General features: G+C 52.1%; 18 protein-coding genes and 1 riboswitch. Of the genes, 1 reads left to right on the forward strand and 17 read right to left on the reverse strand.

The window, feature by feature from the left end:
- Window positions 1-9: 9 nt before the first annotated feature.
- The 15 genes from MKY96_RS19580 to metA form a co-directional block, all read right to left on the reverse strand.
- Complete coding sequence (locus MKY96_RS19580; RefSeq protein ID WP_340942551.1) at window positions 10-1458, reverse strand: sensor histidine kinase; 1449 nt, start codon at window positions 1456-1458, stop codon at window positions 10-12.
- Window position 1459: 1 nt separating this feature from the next.
- Entirely contained in the window at window positions 1460-2146 is a 687-nt protein-coding gene (locus tag MKY96_RS19585) for a response regulator transcription factor (RefSeq protein WP_036722376.1), read from the reverse strand.
- 130 nt (window positions 2147-2276) lie between these two features.
- Window positions 2277-3941, reverse strand: coding sequence for a S1C family serine protease (locus MKY96_RS19590; RefSeq protein ID WP_340942552.1), 1665 nt, complete (start codon window positions 3939-3941; stop codon window positions 2277-2279).
- 263 nt (window positions 3942-4204) lie between these two features.
- The gene (locus tag MKY96_RS19595) at window positions 4205-5416 is read right to left on the reverse strand and encodes an MFS transporter (protein WP_340942554.1); all 1212 of its coding nucleotides are present in this window, start codon (window positions 5414-5416) and stop codon (window positions 4205-4207) included.
- Window positions 5417-5570: 154 nt separating this feature from the next.
- Window positions 5571-6566, reverse strand: a complete 996-nt coding sequence (locus MKY96_RS19600; RefSeq protein WP_340944649.1) for an ROK family protein — start codon at window positions 6564-6566, stop codon at window positions 5571-5573.
- Window positions 6567-6833: 267 nt separating this feature from the next.
- Entirely contained in the window at window positions 6834-7487 is a 654-nt protein-coding gene (locus MKY96_RS19605) for a response regulator transcription factor (protein ID WP_340942555.1), read from the reverse strand.
- Between the two features lie 64 nt (window positions 7488-7551).
- Window positions 7552-8592 carry a sensor histidine kinase gene (locus tag MKY96_RS19610; RefSeq protein WP_340942556.1) on the reverse strand — a complete coding sequence of 347 codons (1041 nt, stop codon included), beginning with the start codon at window positions 8590-8592 and terminating at the stop codon, window positions 7552-7554.
- Complete coding sequence (liaF, locus tag MKY96_RS19615; RefSeq protein WP_340942559.1) at window positions 8593-9672, reverse strand: cell wall-active antibiotics response protein LiaF; 1080 nt, start codon at window positions 9670-9672, stop codon at window positions 8593-8595.
- A gap of 266 nt (window positions 9673-9938) precedes the next feature.
- Window positions 9939-10085 carry a hypothetical protein gene (locus tag MKY96_RS19620; protein ID WP_156949683.1) on the reverse strand — a complete coding sequence of 49 codons (147 nt, stop codon included), beginning with the start codon at window positions 10083-10085 and terminating at the stop codon, window positions 9939-9941.
- Between the two features lie 133 nt (window positions 10086-10218).
- Entirely contained in the window at window positions 10219-10920 is a 702-nt protein-coding gene (locus MKY96_RS19625; RefSeq protein ID WP_445253484.1) for a 3D domain-containing protein, read from the reverse strand.
- Window positions 10921-11091: 171 nt separating this feature from the next.
- A complete protein-coding gene (gene thrS / locus MKY96_RS19630) occupies window positions 11092-13029 on the reverse strand; it encodes a threonine--tRNA ligase (RefSeq protein ID WP_340942562.1) in 1938 nt (645 codons plus the stop codon).
- A gap of 518 nt (window positions 13030-13547) precedes the next feature.
- Complete coding sequence (locus MKY96_RS19635) at window positions 13548-17945, reverse strand: bifunctional 2',3'-cyclic-nucleotide 2'-phosphodiesterase/3'-nucleotidase (protein WP_340942564.1); 4398 nt, start codon at window positions 17943-17945, stop codon at window positions 13548-13550.
- A 573-nt stretch (window positions 17946-18518) separates the two neighbouring features.
- Complete coding sequence (gene mqnC, locus MKY96_RS19640) at window positions 18519-19655, reverse strand: cyclic dehypoxanthinyl futalosine synthase (RefSeq protein ID WP_340942565.1); 1137 nt, start codon at window positions 19653-19655, stop codon at window positions 18519-18521.
- Window positions 19656-19883: 228 nt separating this feature from the next.
- Window positions 19884-21050, reverse strand: coding sequence for an aminotransferase class I/II-fold pyridoxal phosphate-dependent enzyme (locus tag MKY96_RS19645; RefSeq protein ID WP_340942567.1), 1167 nt, complete (start codon window positions 21048-21050; stop codon window positions 19884-19886).
- Window positions 21051-21098: 48 nt separating this feature from the next.
- A complete protein-coding gene (gene metA / locus MKY96_RS19650; RefSeq protein ID WP_340942568.1) occupies window positions 21099-22016 on the reverse strand; it encodes a homoserine O-acetyltransferase MetA in 918 nt (305 codons plus the stop codon).
- A 116-nt stretch (window positions 22017-22132) separates the two neighbouring features.
- Window positions 22133-22264, reverse strand: a riboswitch (SAM riboswitch).
- Window positions 22265-22690: 426 nt separating this feature from the next.
- Here metA and corA point away from each other — a divergent pair.
- Window positions 22691-23626: a magnesium/cobalt transporter CorA gene (gene corA / locus MKY96_RS19655; protein ID WP_036696789.1), complete on the forward strand. Its 936-nt coding sequence runs from the start codon at window positions 22691-22693 to the stop codon at window positions 23624-23626.
- A gap of 169 nt (window positions 23627-23795) precedes the next feature.
- Here the strand turns inward: corA and MKY96_RS19660 are convergent, their stop codons facing one another.
- Window positions 23796-24812, reverse strand: coding sequence for an HRDC domain-containing protein (locus MKY96_RS19660; protein WP_340942570.1), 1017 nt, complete (start codon window positions 24810-24812; stop codon window positions 23796-23798).
- A 168-nt stretch (window positions 24813-24980) separates the two neighbouring features.
- Complete coding sequence (locus MKY96_RS19665) at window positions 24981-25862, reverse strand: ROK family protein (protein WP_340942571.1); 882 nt, start codon at window positions 25860-25862, stop codon at window positions 24981-24983.
- Window positions 25863-25999: the final 137 nt, after the last annotated feature.

The raw sequence follows: 25999 nt of genomic DNA on the forward strand, positions 1-25999 counted from the left end.
AATTATACCCTATTCCAGCGGCGGGGCAAAGAGAAGCGGCAGCCAGATCACAAAGGTCGTCCCTTCCCCCTGACGGGTAACCACCTCAACAGAGCCTCCGTGCTCCTCAATAATCCATTTGGCAATGGACAGTCCGAGCCCGATGCCTTCCGTAATTCCTCTGGATTCATCTGCGCGGTAGAAGCGGTCGAAGATATGCGGCACCTCATCTTTGTCCATCCCGATTCCCGTATCGGCAATGCGGATTCCCACCTGATTCTGATACAGTAAGGCATCCAGCGCTACCTCACCGGCCGGGGTGTATTTGAAAGCATTGTCAATGAAAATGAACATCATCTGCTGCAGATAATCCTTATTGCCCAGGATATACTTACCGTTCAGATGGCCCATCTCACCGACAGACCACTCCGCTTCGCGCGTCAGGAAGGATGCCCGGCGGGCTACCTCAGTCATCATCGGCTCCAGCGCCACCGGCTCGATCTCGAAGGTCCGGCCGGTATCCGCCCGGGCCAGGGAGAGCATATCCGCTACCAGACGGCTCATGCGTGCCGCTTCATCAGCGATATCCTTCACCGATTCAAGCGAGAGCTGGCGGATATCCGCCTCGGACATCCGGCTGTCATCCGGCTTCATCTCCCAGACCTTTTGCAGCAGATCGATATTCCCGCGGATGGTTGTAAGCGGTGTCCGCAGCTCATGCGAAGCATCCGAGACAAAGCGGCGCTGCGTGGCGTAGGCCTCCTCCAGCCCTGTATAGAAGCCCTCCATGCGCCCGAGCATACTGTTCACCGTCTCAATCAGCCGCCCGATCTCATCCTGCGGACCGTCATATACGATCCGCGAGCTGAGGTCAGTTCCCGTCTGTATCCCGTTCGCAGCTTCAATGACCTTGCCAATCGGACTCATCGCCTTACGGGCCAGGAAGAGGCCGAAGGTGAAGGCTGCGAGCAATGTAGCGAAGGAGCCGGCCAGCAGAATATTCTTCAGCCGGTTCAGCAGGGTGACCTGCTCACCCGTATACACAGCAACCTGAAGGACAGCAGGGAAACTGCTGTTATTAAGATTAATGTCAAAGCCCTTCTGATAAATCAGAAAAGGATTGCCGCCATAGCTGGCTTGCAGGAATCCCTCCTGTCCGGGGAGATCCTCCTTGGCGGGAACCTTGAACTTCAAGCTGATCTCGGTCATGTTCGGACTGGGGATCAGTCTGTCCAGATCATAGATGTACATCTGGGCGAACAGGCTTTGGCCCGCAGGTCCGCCTAAAATCGGCTGCAGCGTACCGTCAGAGGTCAGCCCCTGCTTCAGTTCAACCTGATGAGACTGGCTCAGGAGCCGGCTTTTCAAATCGCCGTACGTATTAATATAGACAAACGCGTAGATCACGCCGGACAAGACCAGCAGCATAACGGCAAGAATCCCCGAGTACCAGGCAGTCAGCCGCAGTCGTATGGACATATTAGTCACCTCTTAGGATGTAACCGGCTCCCCGGATCGTCTGAATCAGTCGTTTGCCGCCATGCTCCTCCGTCTTCTGGCGCAGCATGGCAATATATACCTCCAGGACATTCGATTCCCCGCTGTAATCGTAGCCCCAGATCTTATCCATGATGAGATCGCGGGAGAGCACCCGCTTCGGATTCTGCATGAACAGATGCAGCAGCTCGAATTCCTTCGCCGTCAGCTCCAGACGCCGTCCGGCGCGGGTCACTTCCCGGGAATCCACATCCAGCGTAATATCCTCATAGGTGACCGCCTGATCCGGGCTTCCGCCCTGCTCGCTTTTGCGCCGGAGCAGCGCCCGGACTCTGGCCAGCAGCTCCTCCAGGGCAAACGGCTTCACCAGATAGTCATCCGCACCGAGGTCCAGCCCCTTCACCCGGTGCTCGATTTCATCCTTGGCCGTCAGCATCAGAACAGGAACGCTGCTACCGCCTTCCCGCAGACGGCGGCAGACCTCGAACCCGTCCACCTGGGGCATCATAACGTCCAGAATGACCACATCGGGATCACTGTTCAGAACGGCACGCAACCCGTCAGCCCCGTTGGACGCCGTCTTGACATCATAGCCCTCAAAAGCCAGCCCCCGGCGGAGCATAGAGGTTATTTTCTCATCATCATCAATTATCAGTATATTCGGTCGCATCCGGCAGCCCCCATTGTCTCATTCATATATCTCTATTGTATCAGATGCACCCGTCTCTCCGCATCCGTACACGAACAGCACAGAGCGGAAGGGTTGCCCCTTCCGCTCTAACGCCCACCGCATGATGTGCTTATTGCTTCTGAGTCTGCGTGGTCTCGAAATCATTCTTGTTGCCGATCGTTACCGGCAGATCCAGCTTCTTACCGTCACGGACCACATTCAGAGTCGCCTTATCGCCTACCTTAAGCGTCTGGATGTAAGTGATCAGATCCTGGCTGGTAGCGTAGCTCTTTCCGTCAATTCCTGTAATGATATCGTAAGGACGCAGATCCGCTGTATAAGCAGGAGATTTAAAGACAATTTCAGCTACTACAGAGCCTTCTTTAATCGTGGTTCCCATTTGCTTGGCAACTTCATCGGTAATTGTCATCAGAGTAGCCCCAATGAATGGTACCGGTTCCTTCGGAATTTCCTGATTGGCTTCAAGCTTATCTACTACGCCTTTTATGGTATTTACCGGAATGGCAAAGCCGATACCCTGAGCGTCTCTGCTTACTGCAACGTTCATACCAATGACCTGGCCGTTCATGTTGAGCAGCGGTCCGCCGGAGTTCCCCGGGTTAATGGAGGCGTCAGTCTGCAGCAGATTTTTGTAGGTCTTCACGCCACTGCCGTCTTCTTCGTTGATATCGATGCTGCGGCCTCTGGCGCTAAGCACTCCGGTTGTCACCGTATGGTCGAAGCCCTGCGGGTTCCCGATCGCCACGACCTCTGAGCCGACCTTGATGCTGTCGGAATCGCCAAGCGCCACAGACGGGAAGTCCGAGCCTTCAATCTTCAGTACGGCGAGATCCAGATCCTTGCTGGAGCCCAGCAGCTTCGCTTCGTAAGGCTTAGTATTGCCGTCCACCGTAACCTGAATCACATCGGCATTATCAACAACGTGCTGGTTAGTCAAAATGTATCCGGCAGAATCATAGATGAAGCCTGTACCGATTCCGTAAGGAACCAGCTGCGAGGAATCCGAATTGTTCGATGGAGACTGGGATTCCGAATTATTCGAGCCGGAACCTCCTCCGCCGAATTGATCCCCGAAGAAGAACTGTGAGAACGGATCACTCATATTCGGGCTGCTGCTTCTATTCCGCGAGCTATTTGATTTCACCAGTGTCTCAATTTTGACGACTGCCGGCCCTACCCCTTCAACTACGCCGGATACATCTCCTGAGCCGGTAACCAGCGCCGCTGCGGAAGTGGAAGGTGTAATGTTGGCATTGCCGCTAGCCGTCTTCCCTGCCGGATTCGTTGCAACCGTGGCTGCCTCCTGGCCTCCGGTGAACCAATTCCCCCGGTCTGCCATGAACATGGAGCCTGATAAGACCACCATTCCGGCGAGAAAAGATACCAGTACCGCTTTCACCGGCTTCTTCGGTTTACGGTTATACTGCCAGCCGTTACCCCCCTCCGGAGGATTGCCGCCGCGTCCGCCGTTCCCGTCATTGCCGGTAGTGCGGAGCGATGTGTTATACGGTAAGGACTTCACCGGCTGTGGCGGTGTAACCTCTACCCGTTCGGGTTCGCGGCGGTTATAATGCTGCGGGTCATTGCCGTTCATCTCATCATTGTTCATCGATTTGAAAGGTCCGTAAGAGTAGTAGTAGGAACCGCCTTCTGCAGATGAATTAGTGCTGTTATCAGTATCATTATGATTATTGTCCCATTCACGATCCGGTCCCGGTTCATGATCACGATTGTAGTTGTTCTCACGATTGAAGTTGTTTTTGTTATCGTCCATGTTTACTTTCCTCCCGCGCCTTGCCGTGTCAGGCAAAGTGTTATTTGTTTTGATGTCCTTATTTTGTACTGTAAACCTTAAGGTCACATTAAAAACAATTTAAGCGGAGATAAAAGATACCCAGACGATGATGGATCGTTGATTAATCAAACAGATCTTCTACAGTACGGATAGGCTTCACTTCCATAGGTTCTTTGAATGCTGCCATATGAAAGTAGGCGGCCAGCCAGATGATTGCGCATATAAGAATATAAGCCATCAGTTTATTCCCTCCCTAAAATGGATTGGCCCAGCAGCCGGTTCACCCGCTCTGCACTGCAGAACATGAAGATCAGTAGCGCAAGTACAGCAAAGGGGAATACGGCAATGCTGGTGCGCACGGATAAAAGCCCGAATAACGGCGGAATTAACGTTGTCCCCGTGTAGGCTACCGCCATCTGATACCCGATTAAGCGGGCTGAATTCTCCTTGCCGAACCGGGCCGGCGTCTCATGCAGGAGACCCGGATAAATCGGTGCGAGGCCCAGACCAATCAATATCAGTCCTGCAAGTGAGAGGGCCGGATCGAACGGCAATACAAGAACAGCCCCGCCTGCGATGGTCACCAATTGACCGTAACGGATAAGAAGGCGGTTATGGACTTTTAACGTGATGAAGCCGGTAATCAGCCTGCCAACTGTAATGCCCGCGTAGTATACGGAGATCCAAGCCGCTGCTGTATCTGGCGCCACTCCCCTTGCGCCTACCAGATAACTGGCGCCCCACAGTCCAACCATTGCTTCTATTCCGCAGTACAACAAGAACGTCAACAGGGTAGGCTTAACGCCCCGCAAGCGGATGGTGTTCGCCTGCGGCTTAAGGTTCACAGCTGCTTCATCTGGAAGCTTGCCGCTAAGCGCTGCGGGAAGCTGAGGCTCCCGCGTGGCAGCAACCTTGTTCCATAACGGAAGCGTCACTAACAGAATCAACGCGAACCCGAACTGAATGAAGGCCACAACCGCATATCCCCCTCTCCAGGACTGGGCGTGTACGAGATTGACTGCCATAATCATGGGTCCCAGTGTCGCGCCTACGCCCCAGAAGCAGTGCAGCCAGCTCATATGATGAGCCTTGTAATGTTCGGCCACATAATGATTCAGTGCCGCGTCCACTGCACCTGCCCCAAGACCTAGCGGAACGGCCATTACTATGAACCACAACACGGATGGCGACATGGAGAATCCGAACAATGAAGCGGCGGTTACGAGGCAACTGACAAGAGTTATTCGTCCTGTCCCCAAGCGCTTGACTATTATATTACTGAACAGACTGGACACGATGGTCCCTCCGGCAATAATCATCGAGATGATTCCCGCCGATCCAAGCGATGAACCCATCTCTGGCCAGATCACAGGCCACGCAGAGCCAAGTAAAGAATCGGGAAGTCCCAGACTAATAAAAGCCAGATAAATAATAATTAAAAAATACGTAGACAAAGATTCTCCTCCTAAAACCACTTAATAAATAAACTTTATAAAGTATATATACTAAGTATGTTCTCTCTCTTGTTTTTTGTCAAGAAGCGGTTTTACTTATCCAGAAAACAACAAAAAACCCCTGTAGTTAACAAGGGTTCTTCGCACGTTAGGTCTAAACGGGCTCCGGCTCTAGCTCCTTCAGGGTCAGCCTGCGCAAACCGTTCTCGAAATCTTCCTGAAAGGTATGCTGTAAGACGACTTCCGGATAAACAGGCATGGGGTGCTGAAGCTGATAGGCTGTCCAGGCCGATGTCCAGACGGAATCCTCCACTCTGTCCTGATAGATGACAATTCTATCCGGGGCCAGAACAGCATTCACCGTCTGTAAGATCCTGCAGGTTGCAGCTATGAATATGTCCGGGGTCATCTCCAGGCTCCACTCAGGCATATCGGGAAGGAACTTTACCTCTCCTGACATCCCCTGATTTCCTTTCAGGATGCTGCCGTGCAGGTAGATCCCCATCCCCGGCGGGTACCCGTTCGGAAAGTAGAGACCCAGTAAATATTGCTCTTCGCCTTCGCTATGCTTCATGCAATATCCGCTGATCGCAGCATTCACATCATTCTCCACCAGGATAGGCAGTCCAAACCGGGACTCAATCTCTTCTATCAACCTGGAGCCCGTCAGTTCCCGGAGACTGCTAACTTTAATTTCACCGTTTACCGCCTGTCCCGGAATACCTATGCCAATGACCTTGATGGAAGGGTACTGGCTCAGGGCATGTTCAATGATTGTATAGCAAAAATCTCTTTCGAAAACCGGGATAATATGCTCATCCTTCATCAGAATATCGTCCTTCAAATTGATAACTGTGGCGGAGATCAGGACCTTTCCCGCTTTTTCTGTCACGTACATCACCAATGCGAGGCTGAAATCGTAATTAAAGCGATAGGTCTGTGCGGGTCTGCCCCCGTTGGAAGGCACCACCAAGTCTTCAAACAACTCCCCTAACTCGGACAGCTCCTTAACTAATGAGTTCACAGTTACTACGCTTAGCTTGGTCCGTGCAGCCAGCTGGGGTTTTGTAGCCGTCTCCATACGTTTCATCACCTGGCGCACATGATTCAGGTTAATTTCCTTCATCAAATTAGCGTTTGCTATTCGGATAGCCTCCTTATCGGTTCACTATATAAATTGAACTAATGTTTTTATGTTTTGGAATTAGCCGTGACTCCAGAGAAGTTTTGGACTTCCGGCCGCTGTTGTCTACAGATTTCATGATTTTATACCGTTGTTAACGGTTGAAATCCGTAGACAAAGGCGGTCGCTACCGCTCCTCCAGTTCCAAAATTCCCCTCCGCCACTTTCCCTTTAACTTAAATTTTTAGTTCAATCTATATAGATCATTAGATTTAGTCAAAAAACCCGCAGCTGCTACCCCTGCGCCCAGCCCTTGCGGTGGGCGTAGATCGCCAGCTGGGTGCGGTCGTCCAGCTCGCATTTCATCAGCAGGTTGCTGACATGGGTCTTCACGGTCTTGATGCTGATATGCAGCTCCTCGCCGATATCCTTATTCGTCTTGCCCTCAGCGATCAGCAGCAGCACTTCCTTCTCCCGCTCGGTCAAGCCGGAGGAGTCGCCCTGGACCGTGCGCTGGCGGATACCGCGTGTCAGTGCCTGCGACACATCACCGGTCATCACCGGCATGCCGCGATAGGCGCCTTGCAGCGCGTAGATCAGCTCTTCCGCCGAGACGGTCTTAAGCACATAGCTGACAGCTCCTGCTTCAATTGCATCGACCACCAGATCGTCCTCCAGGAAGCTGGTAAGGATGACAATTTTGAGCCCGGGGAATTCGGCCAGGACCGCGCGGGTAGTCTCAGCCCCGTTCATTACCGGCATCATCAGATCCATCAGCACCAGATCCGGCAGCGCCTCCTGTCCCAGCTCACGCAGCATCGCCAGCGCTTCATGCCCGTTGGCTGCTTCTCCAATCACTTCAAACATCGGCTCCAGCATCAGATAGGTTTTGAGGCCCATCCTCACCATATCGTGATCATCTACAAGCAGTACTCTTATGAGACTCATTCTGTACTCCCCCTAACATTGTGTAAGCATGATTCGGCCCCGGCTTCATCACAGCAAGAGCACATCAAGCCTCTTCAGAATCGGCCTCAGTCTCTTGGATAAACTTTGGAATATGTACACGGATCGTCGTTCCCGCTCCCCTGCGGCTGATAATCTCGACCTGACCGCCGAGCTTCTCGGCACGCTCACGCATGGTCGTGAGCCCGTAGGAGCCTTGCTTGTGCTGCACATGCTCGAAGCCCTGACCGTCATCGCTGATGCTCAGCACCACCTGGCGCGGCACCTCCCGCAGGGACAGACTGACCACCCGTGCACCGGCATGCTTCACGATATTCGCCATGGATTCCTGAATAATCAGGAACAGCTGATGCTCAATCGCTTCGGACAGCTCACCCTGAAGCTCGAGCTCCTTCACCCCTTTGAGCCCGTTCTGGCGGCAGTAATCCGGGAACCACTTCTCCAGTGCCTCGAACAGATTGCGCCCCTCCAGCTCCACCGGACGCAGCTGTGCGATCAGCGCCCTCATCTGCTTCTGTGCCATCTGGGACATGCTGATCAGCTGATCCATCACCGTCTGCCCGTGCTCTGCGCTGCGCTCAAGCACTTTAGGCAGCGAAGAGGCGGACATGTGAATAGCGAACAGCTGCTGGCTCACCGTATCATGCAGATCCCGGGCCATACGCCTGCGCTCTTCCAGTACCGCGCTCTCCGCTGCCTTTTCCTTCTCGATCACTTCCTGCTCCCCGAGCTGCTGGAGCCGCTTCATCTTCTTCTCCACCGTATCCATCATGATGTTGAACTCATGGTAGACACGTGCGAAAGACTGGTCCTCGCTCTCAGGCATCCGCACCGACATATTCCCCTTGGCCACCTGCAGCATATTCAGATCCAGATGATCGATCCGCCGCTGAATCCGCTGACCGGCAATGTAGCCGATAATGACGGTGAACAATACAATGCCCAGACACAGATAGATCCACATCCGGGTATCCACCACCTGAATATAGCCCAGGCATGTCCCGGCATACATCAGCCCCGCCGTTACCCCGCCGCTAAGCAGGAAATACACCAGCAGCATCCACTTGGTATTACTGAAGATCCCCATTTAACCCACCGTTTTCACTTTAACGTCGCCGATGAAGCAGCTGACATTGATACGGACCTTCTTGCCGGATTCCTTGTAATATGGTGTCTTGCATTGTACATTGCTCATGAACCCGCTGCGCGACTGCTCCAGCACCTGCATGTCACCGATGAACGAGCTGCCGGTCACAGCCACACCCAGATCCATATCGTCTGGAATGTACACTTTAATGTCGCCGACAAAAGCAGAGATATTAATCTTGGTCTCGCCGTAAGGAATCTGCGCATTGGTCAGATCCAGCACCGTATCCCCGATGAACTGCGAAATGTTAGTCCGCTTCAGTTGGAAATGCTCCTTGCCCATATGCACATCGCCGATAAAAGCCGAACGGTTCGTCGCATCCTTATCATGCCCGGAATCCTGAAACTCCTCATGCCATTCGCCGTGACGGCGGGCCTGCCGTTCCTGACGCTCCTGGCGTCTGCGCTCCTGCCGCTCTTGCTTCTCCTGCCAGCGGGTATCTGACGAGGCATGCAGCGGGTTACCGTCTGCGTCCTCCTCATCCTTATGCAGATAATCATTCCAGTTCCGGTCCTCGCTGCCAGCCGGCTTACCGAATTTCTGCTCAAACTGCTGATCGAGCGTAGATTCCAGCGGAGCGGGCGGTGCTGTATCCAGCGGACTCTTGCCGGGTCCAGGCGGGTAGTAGCCCGGCGGTGAAGGCGGTGCCGGAGGTATAGGCGGAGTATTACGCCGCGGTCTGAAGATGACAGATAATCCGCCGCCGATCAGCATGAGCGGAATCAGCATTTTGAAGAAATCGCTTGCCGAGTAATAGAACCAGTCTAAATTCCTTCCCAGGAAAAACACCCCGATGGCCAGATAGATGAACCCGCCGAGTGTTGCCGAGAATCTGGAGTGCTCCTCATCCGGAGCCAAAAACCGTTTGATTCCCATCACGATCAGAATAACCGGCCAATAGGTGGAGATCAGTGAACCCAGACTGAAATCCGTGTAGCCCATCTGCCGGAGCAGGAACATTCCCCCAAGACCGATAAGGAGCAGGCCTCCGAGTACCTGGCTGGTGAACCTTCGTTTCATAATGTCATCCCCCTTGTCGTAAATACAACTCTTCCTCAGTAAACATTTATAACCTTAGTCTACAGGAAGATTGCGGCGGAGAACAGCGGCGTAAGAAGGAACCGTATCTCCGTCTCCAGACCGAGAGAGCTGGAATATTAAGTAAGATTATAGCTGCATAAAATAAACCAAAACATATAAATTCTATTAAAAAAGCTGCCCTCCAGCCCGTAATCCGGACATGGCAGGACAGCTTGTTGCTTCAGGAGCTTACCGGGAACCCAGCATTACTGCTGCGGTTTCTGAGCCGGTTTGGTCATAGAATTGCTGCTTTGCTTAGTAGCACCGTCATTTTCAACAGCGAACTCTGCATTGTATTTTTCATTTGGTGTTTTGAAATTTTCTTGTACCTTTGGTTTCTTGGAATTAGCCACGAGAATCACCTCCCTATTGTATCGGAAGAAGCAAGTATTTGCTCCAGTCGATATTATGGGAAGCAGACCGCTGTATTATGCATGCTCACGTGAAAATAAATTCAAACTCCGGATTGACCGGCGTAAGCAACCCCTAAATAGCTTCTTCCAGCAAATATTGCGGAACCGCATTATAAGTCTGAATGGCGTGGCCAAGGCTCTTCAGCATACTTTCCGTGCATTTGCCGTCGCCGCGCTTAATCACTTGAACCACGACTGACTTCTTGCCCCATTCTTTGTAGACCTGCTTGGTGGTGCTGAAGTAGAGATCGATCTTGCGCCCTTTGATTGCCGATCCGGTATCGGCCACAATGCCATATCCGTAACCCGGTATATATAAAATACTTCCCAGCGGCAGCACCTTCGGGTCCGCTGCAATCGTGGATACCGCATTCTTGTCCCGCCGTACCTTCACTCCTGAATACGTAATCCCGTACTCCGGATGCTTCGCGGTCTTGCCTGTGGATTCGTATCCGGCTGTATAGCCGGTCGCCATTACTTTCAGCGAGGTGATAATCTGCTCTGGAGCCGGAGCGGCTACCGGTACCGAGCCGGGTGCTTTGACAGCATTCTTAGGCTTAGCTGCCTGTACCTCTGGCTTAGCAGCTTTGTCTGCGGCATCCGGCTGTACGGCTCTTGAAGAGCCTCCAAGACGGGATGCTGAGCCTGCCTGCTGACGATCAACGGGTGACTGCTTCTGTATGCTGCTTCCATGCTGCCCTGCAGTGTCCTCCATCCCTCTCGCCTGGACTGACTTCCGCGCGTAGTCCGGGAAGATCCCGGCAGCGGTCAGCATAAGGACGATCGTGACGAAAAGACACCAAAACCTCTGGTATAAGCCCATTTTGTTCATTAGTTAAACCCTCCCCATAGTACGAGGGTTTCCCGATTCGCAAAACTTTATACATGACACCGCGCCATAGCGGTCTCATAAGGCTTATAACAGAGGTTCAGTGAGCAGAATGAATTAGATTACACGTCCGGCAATTTCCTGGGCAAGCGAATCAATGGCTTCTTGCAGCGGACGGGCGCCGATGTCGCCTTCGCCGCGTTTGCGGATCGATACGCTGCCCGCATTCATCTCGTTCTCGCCGACAACGAACATGTATGGCAGCTTCTCAAGCTGAGCTTCACGGATCTTGTAGCCCATCTTCTCATTGCGTAAGTCCACTTCCGCACGGATGCCGCTCTTCAGCAGCTTCGCTTCCACTTCCTTCGCATATTCATCAAAGGCTGAGGATACCGGGATAATCTTCACCTGCTGAGGGGACAGCCACAGCGGCAGTGAACCGGCAAAGTTCTCCAGCAGGAAGGCTACGAACCGTTCCATCGTTCCCAGAATCCCGCGGTGCAGGACCACCGGGCGGTGCTTTTGGCCGTCGTCGCCAACATATTCCAGCTCAAAGCGCTCCGGCAGCAGGAAGTCAATCTGTACGGTCGAGAGTGTCTCTTCTTTGCCGAGTACAGTCTTAATCTGCACATCTAGCTTCGGACCATAGAAGGCCGCTTCGCCTTCAGCTTCGTAGAACGGCAGACCGGCTTCTTCGACTACCTCACGCAGCATACGCTGTGCAGTCTCCCACATCTCGTCGTTGGCATAATATTTCTCAGTATCCTTAGGATCACGGTAAGAGAGGCGGAACCGGTAATCTTCAATCCCGAAGTCACTGTATACCTGCTTAATTAATTCCAGCACGCGGATGAACTCGCTCTTAATCTGGTCCAGACGGCAGAAAATATGCGAATCATTCAGCGTCATGGAACGCACACGGTGCAGACCTGTCAAGGCTCCCGACATTTCATAACGGTGCTGAATCCCGAGCTCGGCAATACGGATCGGCAGATCGCGGTAGCTGTGCATCGAGCTCTTGTAGATCATCATATGATGCGGGCAGTTCATCGGGCGGAGCACGAACTCTTCGTTATCGATAGTCATCTTAGGGAACATATCTTCCTGGTAGTGCTCCCAGTGGCCGGAAGTCTTGTACAGCTCTACGTTCCCGAGTACAGGAGTGTAGACATGCTGGTATCCGAGGCTTGCTTCCAGATCCACAATATAACGCTCCAGAATACTGCGCAGCTTCGCACCCTTAGGCAGCCAGATCGGCAGGCCTTGTCCAACTAACTGGTTGAAGGTGAAAATCTCCAGCTCCTTGCCCAGCTTCCGGTGGTCGCGCTTCTTCGCTTCCTCCAGCAGGCGCAGATGCTCATCCAGCTGTGCCTTCTTGATCCAGGCTGTGCCGTAGACACGCTGCAGCATCTTGTTCTTGCTGTCCCCGCGCCAGTAAGCCCCGGCCACATTCATCAGCTTAAATACCTTGATCTTGGCTGTAGACGGCAAATGCGGGCCACGGCAAAGGTCGAAGAATTCGCCCTGCTCATAGATGGTGATGACACTGTCTTCCGGCAGAGCTTCAATCAGCTCCAGCTTATAAGGATCACCCAGCTCGCCGAAGCGCTCCAGCGCTTCCTTGCGGCTGACCTCATGGCGGACAATCGGCAGATTCTCCGAGACGATGCGGTCCATTTCCTTCTCGATCTTCAGCAGATCCTCGGGATTGAGCGGATGCTCCAGGTCCATATCATAATAGAAGCCGTCTTCGATCACAGGACCTACTCCAAGCTTCACTTCCTTGGTGCCGAACAGGCGTCTTACTGCCTGCGCCATCAGGTGAGCTGTACTGTGGCGCATCACTTCGAGACCTTCCGGCGAATCAAGAGTTACAATCTCCACCAGATCGCCTTCGTGCAGCGGTGTTGACAGGTCTACGACAATCCCGTTGAGCTTGCCTGCTGCGGCGTTCTTGCGCAGTCCGCTGCTGATTGAGGCGGCTACATCATCAATGCTGCTGCCGTCTGCGTATTCCCGGACCGATCCGTCCGGAAGCTTAATATTTACTGACATGATTACTTCCTCCTAAGGTTTGTTGGGCTATACTTCGCTGAACTCTTCACACAAAAAACACCCGTCCCGCAAAGGGACGAGTGATTGCACCCGTGATTCCACCCAAATTCGATCTATCCTTGCAATTGCTGCTTATGCTTCAGCTTCACTGCAGAATATAATCCTTCGTTAGCATGGGGATAACGGCCATGAACCGGCGGTTCTTACTATCCATTAAGATTCCGGAGTACGGAAACCCTCAGGAGTTCATAACCGCAGCTACAAAGGGGTAAACCAATACCGGTACCGGAGGAAGTTGCAGCCTGAGGCTTCCTCTCTCTGAAACGGTCCAAAGCAAACGGTTCATATCTTTGTCAACGCTGATAACATGAATTAAGGCAATTATAAATCTCAGCTTATCTTCCGTCAAGCGCAAAACGGCTGCCCGTCCTCAGACAGAAAAGGGCCCGTGCTATTTCAGCACGGGCCTTCCTCTGATTGATTATCATTTCATGATCACATGATCATGAAACTTTAACTTATGAAGCTTTGTTCTCCAGCATACGGAAGATAATGACCGCAGCCTGAGCACGGTTGGCCATACTCTTCGGTGCGAACTGCTTGGCATCCACACCGTTGACGATACCCATCTGAGTCAGCTGTGCCACTGCCTGCTGAGCGTAAGGGGCAATCTTGCCCTTATCCGTGAATTTGTTCAACGTTGCAGCATCAACCGGCTGCAGCTGACCCTTAAGGGCATTTGCGATCATAATCGCCATTTCCTCACGGGTAATCTCACGGCCCGGCTCGAATTTACCGTTGCCGGAGCCTTTTACAAGACCTGCATTGACAGCCGCAGCAATCGTACCCGAGTACCAGACTCCCTGCTTCACATCGCTGAATGTCGCAGGTGAAGCCGAATTGCTCAAATCAAGTGAACGAACCAGCATGGTTACGAATTCTGCGCGGGTTACACTTTTCATTGGTGCAAAGTTTGTGCCGTCCATTCCTTTGATAATGCCTTTGGCTGCCAATGCATTAATGGCATCTGCAGCCCAGGCTACCTTGCCCAGATCCTTGAAGGCTACAGCAGGTACAGCAGGAGTTGCTGTAGGTGCCGGTGTAGCCACAGGAGCTGGTGTAGCAGATGCTGCCGGCGTAGCCGATGGCGCAGCTGTCGGCTTAGGCGTTGCTGTTACAACCGGTCCCGGGTTATATCCAGTACCAGGGTTAGAGCTAGGACTTGGAGTAGCTGTTCCAGGGTCTTTCTCCACATTAGTGATCCGGCCTTCAATGGCAGCCGTGATCGCACCGCCGTTGAATGTTTTGACGATATATTCATAGAATACATTCAGGTCAATCGGTCCGGCCAGCGAGGCGCTCGCCTCAGTCAATACCTTGTAATTATCGCCGCCCGCAGCCATGAAATTATTGACTACAGCCGTGTAGCTCTTCGACATTTCAATAGGTGTTCCGTCTGTCTTGGTCAGGTTAGCCACACGCTCTGCAACCGGCAGATACATGTTGGCTGTATATTTCAGACCTGAGATTTGTAGTGTCTTCGTGTCTGCGGTGCCGTCAGCCTTAACCGCCCATTGCTGCTGCAGCAGAGTCTTGATCTGCTGACCGGTCAGCGTCAGCTTCACCAGCGTGTTGCCGAATGGCTGAATCTTCGCCAGATCTCCGAACGCTACATTACCTTTCGGAAGATCCGCACGAATACCGCCCGGGTTCATGAAGGCGAAATCAGCAGGAACCGTAGAACCGTCTTCGAAATCAGCGCTGCGCATCGCATCTGCAATCAGATTACCCAATGCTGATTCCTTAGTGTAGGCATCTGTACGGGTAATTGTACCGTCAGTAGTTCCTACAGGCTGAGTCAGCTCAGGGTGCCGACTCAGATAGTAGTCCACCAACGCCTTGGTTTCGGCATCCGGTGTGATTTTACTCTGAACCGTGTTCGTTACAGTAGCTGTTTTACTCTTCACTGTACCTGTAGCTCCGTCAATCACCAGCTTGATGTCTTCGAAAGCCGTTCCGTAAGAGTAAGCCTGAACGATCAGCTTACCGTTCACCGTATCATTGGCATAGCCATGGTTGTCTCCGGCTACGATCACATCAACCGGGGAATTGGCAGGAAGCGCATTAGCCAGATCTACAGCTTCGCCGGTGGATACATTCTTTTTGGTAACCGAATCAACCTTGGTTGTTGCCGGATCATGGGCAAGCACTACGATCGTCTTGACGCCTTGAGCATTCAGCTCGGCCGCATATTTCTCAATCGCCGCGACCTCTTCCTCGGCACTCAGGAATTTCACACCGGCTGTACCGGCTGGCGATACTTTGCTTGGCGTTGCTTTGGTCACAACTCCGATGAAGCCGATTTTCACGCCGCCAACTTCTTTTACAACATAAGGGGTGATAATAGGTTTGCCAGTAGTACTGTCTACTGCGTTGGCATTGATATAATCGAAATCTGCGCCGTTATGGACGACTTTCTCGTTCTTAGGGTCTTTACCGCCATAGATTTGAGCCTTCATCGCCTCAACACCTTGGTCAAATTCATGGTTGCCCAGGGTGCCGACGTCGAACTTCATGAGATTCATCCATTCCATTGTAGGCTTGTCGCGTTCCAGCGAAGATACCGGAGCGGATGCGCCCACAGAGTCGCCGTTATGGAACAGCAGCGAATGCTCATATTTGGCACGGGCTTCCTTCAAATAAGCCGCAAGTGTAGCCGCTGTGCCTACTGCTTCCCCATTCACCACCGAGGTAGTGTCCAGTTGGCCGTGGAAGTCATTAATGCCCAGCAGATGGACTTCAACATCTCCTGTTGGGACTGGAGGAGCTTTTTTCAAATCAAGGTTGTAGATTTCAAATTTATTGACATCTTGAGTTCCCGTAGCAGTAATGTTTGCAGGAGCGACTGCTGCTGCTTTGGGTGAAGACGGGAATGTTACAGTAACATTGCCTTCAATAGGTGCAATCGACCAGTTGTTGTCTGCGGTAGGATCAACGGTTCCCGCTTCCTTGATGTAATCCATCAGCACCTGGCGGTTCTCCATCTGGGAATCAATGATCATGTTAGCGCCTTTGACACCCGGGAAGTTTCCTCCGCCACTTGCACGGTAATTGTTGGTAACGACCACGAACTTATCCTCTAGGTTCAGCGGCTGGTCGTTGTAAGTAATGGAGGTTACCCGGCTGTAAGACTTATCGACAAGCGTTCCATCAGGCATGTATTTAGCAGGACGGGTAACATCAATTGTATATTTGATCCCGTCAATCACATCGAAATTGAATACAGCAAATGCTGAATTCAAAAGCGGCTGGGGGGTGGAGATGGATGGCTTGATACGGTTGAACGCTCCTGCGCTCATCTCTACCCAATTCTTGACGGTTTCACCGTTAACAACAATCGCCTTGAGTGTGTTGTCATACAAGTACAAATCGCTTGCGCTGGCAATCGTAAGGCTGCCTTTCTTAATGTCTGTATACTCCTCAGGGCCGTTGCGTCCAGCCTTGAATGGCGCACCAACGCTCAGGATCGGCAGGTTTCTATAACCGGCCAGATTCTCGTTCGTATGAATCAAGTTAGATACATACTGCTGCTGGGCATAGGTTACGAGCTGGACTGTCGGATCATCCTGTACCATAGCAAAATAGCTGTTCATCGGCGCAGATGTTAAACCAAGCGGTTGATTCACGTATTTAATAGTTGCTTCATGTGCCGCACCGGCAAGATCATCAATGGCAGTGTCAATGGCTGCGCCAGCAATAGAGCGCGTAGAAGCCTTGGAGGCTTCTTTATCTACTGTCCATTTGCCGTTGCTGTTCTGGGCGATTTTCAGATCAATAAGACCCAGATAGCCCCCGCCATAGCCCGCTTGTACTGCCGGAGTCCCATTGATGTGGCCGTTAACGTTATCTACCTTAGCTACACCATTATTGTAAGGTTTCTTGGTGGACGGATCTTTGAAGGAAGCATCCAGCGCGCTGTCAACGCCGTTCGTCGGGAATACCTTGTGGGTATGCGAGAAGGTAATGGCATCAATGTCGGGAACCTTGCTCAGCAGGTTAATGACATTCTCTGCTCCGGTTCCTTCTGCGGCAGCAGCGTCGAACCCGGAATGAGTCATGGCGACGATAACGTCCGCACCAGCCGTCTTCATTTCAGGAACAAACTTCTTCGCCGTTTCCACAATATCTTCGGCAATAACGTTGTTCTCCAGGTTCACCTTGTCCCACTCCATGATTTGCGGAGTAACCAGACCCAGGAGGCCGACTTTAATAGTAACGGTGTTGCCGTTGCTGTCTTTTACTTCTTTATCGATGATTTTATAAGGTTCAAATGTATTTTCACCGTCTGACTTATTATAAATATTTGCATTCACATAAGGGAACTTCGCTCCCGTAGACTCCTTATAAGTTGCGCTGTTTACATTGCCTTTAACGGTCCGGTCCAGATAATCCAAACCATAATTGAATTCATGATTGCCGAAGGTTGCTGCATCATAACCCATGAGATTCATAGCTGCAATGATCGGATGAATCTGGTCTTCACTTTCCCTGAAATCAGACACTTGGGCCATATACGTTCCCAGTGGTGTTCCTTGAATTAAATCGCCATTATCCAGCAAAAGGTTGTACTCGCCCTCTGGATCATTGCGTGCAGCCTTTACCAAGGTTGAAGTACGGTCCAGACCTACAGTCGCGGAGGCGGCACCCTTGAAATAGTCCCATCCATATACGTTCGTATGAACATCAGTGGTGCTCATCAAGCGTAAATTAATGGTTCCCGGATTAATCACCGGAGAAGCCTCAGCCTTTCCTGCCGCCAGCACAGGAACATTGAATACTCCGCCCAGCATCTGTGCTGCCAGAACTGTGGTAGCCAATAAAGAAGCTATCGGCTTGTTCCATCTTCTCTCTCCCATAAATCTAATTTCCTCCCTGTGATTGCTAGATTATTCTACCACTGTCCGAAAAATTGTATCATAGCCTTCCCTATGAATCTATCAAATTCCATTAACTCTTATAAATTGTTGTGTAAAATCTCACATTATTTCAGCGATTTTTGTAAAATATACCGATTAAATTTTACAACTCTATGACAAAACAACGAAAATCCAATACAATGGGATTACCTGGAAATCCAGCTCAATATATACTGTTTTTCACATACATTCGGGTTATGCGCCTGCGTGCGAGCACAATGTATGCTGTTTTCCGCATACATTCGGGCCATATGCCTGTGAGCAAGCACAATGTATGTTGTTTTCCGCATACATTCGGTCATATGCCTGCAAGTGAACACAATGTATGCTGTTTTTCGTATACATTAGCTACATGACGCTGTAACGATTGCTATTCGGTTTTCGCGTAGTTTTAGCATTGATATACTTCTTGTTCGGAACTGGAGGAAACAATAGTTTCCAAAAAACATAACGGGGCTGTGCTACCTATAGGTAGCACAGCCCCGTTATTGATCTGTTGGTAATAGCTATATTCTAATTCTGCATCACAAAATCATTGTCAATCTTCGCATTCGCATCCTCGAACGTCCGCAGGATGTCATAGCGCGTGTTGCGCTGCGCCGGGATCTTGCCCGCTTCGCGGATGAGCTGGGTGATCGACTCGATGTTGACCTTGTAGGTCGCGCCCGCCGAGGAGACTACGTTCTCCTCAATCATCGTGCTGCCGAAGTCATTGCAGCCGTATTGCAGGGAGAGCTTGCCTACTTCAGGACCCATCGTTACCCAGGAGGACTGGAAATTCTTGATATTGTCCAGCACCAGGCGGCTGATGGCTACGGTCTTCAGGTATTCCTCAGGGGTCTGGCGGTCCAGCTTCAGGTTCGTATTATCCGGCTGGAAGGTCCAGGAGATGAACGCCAGGAAGCCTTCGGAATCATATTTGTTCGCAATGCATTCGTCCTGGGCTTCACGGACACGAAGCAGATGCAGAGCCCGTTCTTCCATAGTCTCACCCAGACCAATTACCATCGTGGCCGTTGTATTCATGCCGATCCGGTGTGCGGTCTGCATGACATCCATCCACTCGCGCCAGGAGCCCTTGAGCCGGCTGATCTTGCGGCGGGTACGGTCATCGAGAATCTCTGCGCCACCGCCGGGCAGGGAATCGAGGCCCGCAGCATGAATCTCACGCATGACCTGTTCCAGCGGCAGGCCGGAGACCTCAACCATTTTCATAATCTCAGCTGGTGAGAAGGAATGCATGGTAATCTCCGGGAACCGCTGCTTGATGCCGCGCAGAATATCCGTATAATAGCTGAACGGCAGGTTGGGATTCGTACCGCCCTGCATCAGAATTTCGGTTCCGTTCACGCTCATGGTCTCAGCAATCTTCTGATAGATTGTCTCATCGGGAAGCACATAGCCTTCCTCCGAACCGGGTCTGCGGTAGAAGGCGCAGAAGCGGCAATAGACATCACATACATTGGTGTAGTTAATGTTGCGGCCGATAACGAATGTCGTTATCGGCTCCGGGTGCCAGCGCTTCATAATAATATCTGCGGCAGCGCCCATTTTCTCAATTTCATTGCTCTCGAACAATGTGACCGTATCTTCCAACTGAAGACGTTCACCTTTCAGTGCCTTATCCAGTATAAGATCGACTGCACTCACTGTTGACGGCCTCCTCTTCATCTATGAAGTCTATGAGATAAATACAATTTGAAATAAAAATAGTCCGTTCTCCCATCGTATCACAATCGGCTGTTCTTGAAAAATGTTTCGCAGCGCAGGACGGATAATTTCCCTTGTCCCATACAAAATTAAACAGCAGCGCCCGAAGGCACTGCTGCTTGTACGTTCTGCGAATCTCGCATGCCGGGCCAGGCCCGCTGCACCGCCTTATTCCAGCTCGCTCCGGGCGGCCTCCAGAGCCTGTCCCAGATCAGCGATCAGATCATCTACATGCTCTATGCCGACAGAGAAGCGCAGCAGCCGGTCATCCACACCGACCGCATCGCGGATTTCAGCCGGAATATCGGCGTGGGTCTGTATCGCCGGATAGGTCATCAGCGATTCAACACCGCCCAGACTCTCGGCGAAGGCGATCAGCCGGATATGGCGGAGCAGCGGCTCCACATAGCTGGCCTCTTTTACCTTGAAGGAGAAGATTCCCGTGTTGCCGGAGGACTGGCGGTTCTGGATGGCATAGCCCGGATGATCAGGCAGGCCCGGGTGGAAGACCTCGGCAATCGTCGGATGCTCCTGCAGATAACGGGCAATAGCCAGAGCGTTGCTCTCATGCCGCTCCATGCGCAGCGCGAGGGTCTTCATACCCTTCATCAGCTGGTAGCTGTCATTCGGCGCGAGAACCGCTCCCAGGGAGTTATGCAGGACAGCCATTTCAGCCGACAATTCTGCTCCCTTGGTCACGATCAGACCCGCCAGCACATCGTTATGCCCGCCCAGGTACTTAGTCGCACTGTGAACCACGATATCTGCTCCAAGCTCCAGCGGGCGCTGGAAGAACGGAGTCAGCAGCGTATTGTCTACAATCGTGAGCAGCCCGTGACGGCGGGCCCAGGTACATACGGCTTCGACATCCGTTATCATCATCAGCGGGTTGGTCGGCGTCTCAATGAATACAACCTTCGTGCCCGGCTGGCGGGCCGCTTCCAGTCCATCCAGATCATTCGTATCTACATAGGAGGCGCTGATGCCGTATTTGGAGAGAATCCGTTCCAGCAGCCGGTAAGTACCGCCGTACAAGTCCAGCGATACAATGAGATGGTCCCCTTGTCCAAACAAGGTGAACACCGTAGTCAGTGCAGCCATACCGGAAGCGCAGGCGAAGCCGGCATCTCCGGATTCCAGGGCCGCTGCCGCTTCTTCGAGGACAGAGCGGGTAGGATTTTTGGTGCGGATGTAGTCAAAGCCTGTACTCTGCCCAAGTCTAGGGTGACGGAAAGCCGTCGCATGATAAATCGGGTAATTAATGGCCCCGGTGGCGGGGTCCTCCATCGAACCAATCTGTGCCAGTCTGCTCTCAATTCTCAGTTTCTCATCCATCTCCATTGCCTCCTGATTAATTACTTCTATTAAGAATAAGTCAACCTCTCAGATAAATGCCCCGATATCGTAAGGAGTCTCCTGGTATACATAGTAATTGAGCCAATTAGCGAATAATAAGTTGGCATGGGCGCGCCAGACTGCTGGTGGAGTACGCGTCGGATCATCCTTGGGATAATAGTGCTTCGGCAGGGCAACCTCCATCCCCTTGGCGATATCCCGGTCATACTCCCATTTCAGCGAGAAGGGATCATATTCCGAATGTCCGGTGACAAAAATCTGCTTCCCGTCATGCGTAGCCACCAGGTACACCCCGGCTTCCTCGGATTCTGCCAGAATCTGCAGCTCCGGGTTCTGCTCAATATCTTCACGGGAGACGTCGGTATGGCGGGAATGCGGAACATGGAACACTTCATCGAAGCCGCGCAGCAGCTTGACATTATTATGGCTCATTGTATGCGGAAACACTCCGAAGCATTTGTCCGGCAGACTCACCTTGCGCACGCCGAAGTGATGGTACAGTCCTGCCTGTGCCGCCCAACAGATGTGCATGGTCGAGGTTACATTCTGCTTGCTCCACTCAAAAATCACTTTCAGCTCCTCCCAGTAGTTCACATCCTCGAACTCCAGCTGTTCTACGGGAGCGCCTGTTACAATCAAGCCGTCGAACCGGCGGTGGCTGATCTCATCAAAGGTTTTGTAAAAGCTCTTCAAATGCTCAGCCGAAGTATTCTTCGACGTATGAGAGCTGGGATGAAGCAGAACAACATCCACCTGAAGCGGGGAATTCCCGATAAGGCGCAGCAGCTGGGTCTCAGTAGTTTCTTTGGTAGGCATCAGATTCAGGATGGCGATCCGCAGAGGACGGATATCCTGATGGAAGGCCTGGCTTTCATCCATTACAAAAATATTCTCACCGGATAACACTTCTTTGGCCGGCAGGCTGTCGGGAATTTTGATAGGCATTGCTGTTCACTCCTTAACTGAAATGGGGTTCCACTTGGTGGTTCAACCTGAGGCAGGGTAGCGAAAAAAGACCTTTCCCGGGCGAGAAAGGTCATATCATGCAGTCATATGCGCCTCTCTCATCTGCCAGAGAACTTCCGCCGGACGAATAACGCCCTGCAAAGCTTCCGCAAGAATTAGCACCGTGCGTTCACACGCCGGTTGCCGGGTTTCATCGGGCTAGTCCCTCCACCTGCTCTTGATAAGATTTAGCTGTATTCAGTTGAATAACCTTAAGCATCTGAACGATGCTTTTTCTTAAATTTCACTTTAAATCATGAACCTCCTTTTCGTCAAGTCCATACAATGCTGAAGGGGCCTTATAACAGAAAACAATTTCTCTTGTAAGAGCCATATCCCGGCGTTATACTAGACAAGTGTTTCAAACCCAAAAACGGCGAAAAGAAGAGGTGAGAGAACAATGGAAGGCGACCCGGGCTCGCGAATAAGCGTGCAGAATGAACAACCACACAGGATTAACATCAGCTTGCCGGCGGCGGGAGCCCTTTTTCTTCATGCTCTCGGACCGTCTTTTGGCCTTCATCCATGATTGTACCACCGGCCAAGCTGATTTTTTCCGTGTGCTGAAATTAGCATACCCCTGGAGAAGACCAGGGACATAAGGAGTGAATCAGATGAAAATCCGGCTGGTGAATGCAGGGGTTTTTACGCCTATTGACAATATTGAAGAAACTTTAACCGCCCCTGCCGAGGGGTTCTACTGGATTGATGCGGATGTGGAGGACCTTGTAGAGCTTCAGCCTATATACGGCCTGCATGATCTGGCTGTGGAAGACTGTCTGAGTGAAGAGGATCAGCGTCCGAAGCTGGAGATTTATGAGAGTCATTATTTCATCGTGGTGAACAGCATCCGGTTCGATGATGAGGAAATCTTCCTCCGTGCGCTCAACGTATTCCTTGGCAGACATTATATTATTACCGTTACGAAGCAGAAGATCCATGAGCTGCGTGTCCTGAAGCCCGTACTGTGGGAGCAGGAGGTCAGTACGCCTGACCGCTTCCTGTATCTGCTGATCGACCTCGTTGTCGACAACTTCTTCTCGGTCGGTGACCGGATTGAAGCGCGGATCGAGAAGCTCGAGGAAGACATCCTCATGCATACCAAGAAATCGCATCTGAGCGAGATCATCGGTCTGCGCAGTGAGATTCTCTGGCTGAAGAAGATGCTCGGCCCGCAGAAGGAAGTTATCAACACGCTCAACAAAAAGGATCTTCGCCTGATCGACGATCAGCTGCAGAAGTATTTCAGCGATATCTATGAGAATGCGGTCAAGATCTCTGAGACCTTCGAAACATACCGCGATCTCATGGGCAACTTGCGCGAAGCTTATCAGTCCAGTATTGCGAACCGCGCCAATGAAATCATGCGTGTATTTACGGCAATTACCACTATATTCATGCCGCTGACCGTGATTACCGGGATCTACGGCATGAACTTTGACAATATCCCGGAGATCCACACCGAGTACGGCTACTATGGCGTCATTGCCGTCATGGTGACGCTAGGCTGCGGAATGCTCATTATCTTCCGTAAAAAGGAGTGGCTATGAAGCAGAGCGGACGAATACGAAGGACGAAGGCACCGTATACCCGGCTACCGGGACTCGGAGAGCCTTCGTCTTTTTGGTATGTCACCAGTATGTAATGCGTCTGCGCCGATCAGGAGCTCCGGTTACCAGGACCGCAGATTGGGACTGATGCAGGCCGTCAGTCACCCTCTTACAAAGGGGCAGCCATTCCAAGCGCCGCCGGATGCTCCCGCCGGAAGCGGATGCGGATCAGCCGCAGGCGTTCATAATACAGATCAAGTCCGTCAGCAGGTACGAAGTTGTCGCCGTAGGCTTTGTAGAGGACAGGCTTCAGGAAGTTGTCGCCGATCAGTTCATAGGCTGTCCAAATATTGTTCTGTTCTTCGGGACTCACTTCACTCAGCTCCAGGGCAATGAGCTTCTCAGCCGAGTAGCCGTCCTTCTCCAGCTCTTCCAATACTTCAAGCACTTCACGGCGGGAAACTCCGCTAAGTGCCCTGAGCTGCTCCATCCCTTGCCCCTCCTCGATCCCCTGTAATAGAACGCGCCGCAGTCTCAGCCGCTCCAACTGCTTCTTGTACTTAAGCTCCTTCTGCTTATAGTGCCAGGATACGAAGCTCTCTTCGTCTATTGCATGATTCACCCAGCTTAGGGGAAAATCATGCTCGCGCGGAGCCGCCGCGGTGATGCTAAGCCAGTCTGCACCATACTGTGAAACTTTGCCTTCTCCCACACCCGGAAGCTGCAGCAGCTCCTCCTCTGTCCGGGGAAGAAACGCGCTGATCATGCGCAGCAGACGGTTGCTGGCCAGGATATAAGGCGCCTTCCGTTCACTGGAAGCCTTCCCCCTGCGCCAGGAGCACAGCTCCTCGAAGATGGCTTCATTCCCGTATTGCTCACTGAAATACTGCAGCTTAAGCTGCTCCTGGCTGCGGCTGCTGAGGTTATCCTCGTCATGAAATACCCCGTCAATCAGCGGGCGGTAGCCATCTCCCATCTTCACGGCAAGCTCGTGCCGGTATACACACAGCATCTCATTCCATGATCCGCCTTCATACCACAGGCTGTCGCCCGTCTCCTGTTCCCCGGAGAAATCACGCCAGCCCAGACGCCACTGCCCCTCTTCCTCTCCAATCCATAGCTGAGCAAAAATCCCTTCGTCCACTCCTGATCTTTTGCACAAACGGTTCATGAATACGATTTGCATATGAATCCCTACTTTCGTCGTCTTACAGTACGCATGATATATTTGAACGCAAAAAAAGCACCTCTCCCACGACATTCGTGAAAGAGGTGCTTCCTCTTAAATGCTATACTGTTAGAAACTAGAATACCATATATTACGTAACAGTCAATGTCTTTTTGACAGAAGATCCTACTTGCGGTCCAAAGCCAGCTTGGCCAGACCCAGTGCGCCCGACAGACCGGCGTTATCTCCAAGCTGCGGAGGCACAATATAGCTGCCAATCTGTTCATTGAGCGCCGGATGCTGCACATATCCGCCGAGCAGCTCCTGCAGCTTGGCATGGATCAGCGGGAAGAGCTGGCTCTGCTTCATCACACCGCCGCCCATTACGATCTTCTGCGGCGAGAGGATCAGCACATAGTTCATAAGAGCATGGGCCAGATAGTGGGCCTCCATCGCCCAGGCCGGATGATCTGCAGGCAGCTCGCCCGCCGGCTTACCCCAGCGCTTGCCGATTGCCGGACCTGCCGCCAGACCCTCCAGACAATCGCCGTGATAAGGGCAGAAGCCTTCGTAGTGGTCCTCGGGATGACGACGGACCAGTATATGGCCCATCTCCGGGTGGGACAGCCCGTGAACGAGCTTCCCGCCTACCACAGCACCGGCACCAATCCCGGTGCCCACCGTGATATAGAGACAACTGTCCAGCCCTTGCGCTGCTCCCCAGGTGTACTCGCCCAGCGCTGCACCGTTCACATCGGTATCAAAGCCGATCGGAACCTGGAATTGCTCCTCCACGGCTCCCACCAGATTATACCCGCCCCAATGCGGCTTAGGTGTGGTTGTAATATATCCATAGGTGGGGCTGCCGATAACAGGATCAATCGGTCCGAAGGAACCGATCCCGATAGCCTCCACAGCTTTTCCGCTGAAATATTCCATTACCTGGCCCATAGTCTCCTGAGGAGTGGCTGTCGGAAAGCTCACCCGGTCGATAATCGTCCCGTCCTCATTCCCGATCCCGCATACAAACTTCGTTCCCCCTGCTTCAATCGCTCCCAACAATTTCACTGCAGCGTTCCCCCTTCTCCTGATGCATCCATATGCTGTTGCTTCTCATAACTTCAATAGATTTGCCTAACACGATGATCGCTCTCACGGATACGATAGATTTCTCTAAGTACGGCGGCGATAGATTTCTCTAGCAC

Origin of the sequence: Paenibacillus sp. FSL R7-0302, from assembly GCF_038006885.1 — a bacterium.
In the GTDB taxonomy this organism is placed as follows: domain Bacteria; phylum Bacillota; class Bacilli; order Paenibacillales; family Paenibacillaceae; genus Paenibacillus_AQ.

Coding starts and splice junctions, on each gene's coding strand:
- MKY96_RS19645 (WP_340942567.1), bottom strand. CDS start 21,050: ATGGATGAGAAACTGAGAATTGAGAGCAGACTGGCACAGATTGGTTCG.
- thrS (WP_340942562.1), bottom strand. CDS start 13,029: ATGTCAGTAAATATTAAGCTTCCGGACGGATCGGTCCGGGAATACGCA.
- MKY96_RS19610 (WP_340942556.1), bottom strand. CDS start 8,592: ATGGGGATCTTCAGTAATACCAAGTGGATGCTGCTGGTGTATTTCCTG.
- MKY96_RS19590 (WP_340942552.1), bottom strand. CDS start 3,941: ATGGACGATAACAAAAACAACTTCAATCGTGAGAACAACTACAATCGT.
- MKY96_RS19605 (WP_340942555.1), bottom strand. CDS start 7,487: ATGAGTCTCATAAGAGTACTGCTTGTAGATGATCACGATATGGTGAGG.
- MKY96_RS19625 (WP_445253484.1), bottom strand. CDS start 10,920: ATGCTGACCGCTGCCGGGATCTTCCCGGACTACGCGCGGAAGTCAGTC.
- MKY96_RS19580 (WP_340942551.1), bottom strand. CDS start 1,458: ATGTCCATACGACTGCGGCTGACTGCCTGGTACTCGGGGATTCTTGCC.
- corA (WP_036696789.1), top strand. CDS start 22,691: ATGAAAATCCGGCTGGTGAATGCAGGGGTTTTTACGCCTATTGACAAT.
- MKY96_RS19585 (WP_036722376.1), bottom strand. CDS start 2,146: ATGCGACCGAATATACTGATAATTGATGATGATGAGAAAATAACCTCT.
- MKY96_RS19660 (WP_340942570.1), bottom strand. CDS start 24,812: ATGCAAATCGTATTCATGAACCGTTTGTGCAAAAGATCAGGAGTGGAC.
- liaF (WP_340942559.1), bottom strand. CDS start 9,672: ATGAAACGAAGGTTCACCAGCCAGGTACTCGGAGGCCTGCTCCTTATC.
- MKY96_RS19635 (WP_340942564.1), bottom strand. CDS start 17,945: ATGGGAGAGAGAAGATGGAACAAGCCGATAGCTTCTTTATTGGCTACC.
- metA (WP_340942568.1), bottom strand. CDS start 22,016: ATGCCTATCAAAATTCCCGACAGCCTGCCGGCCAAAGAAGTGTTATCC.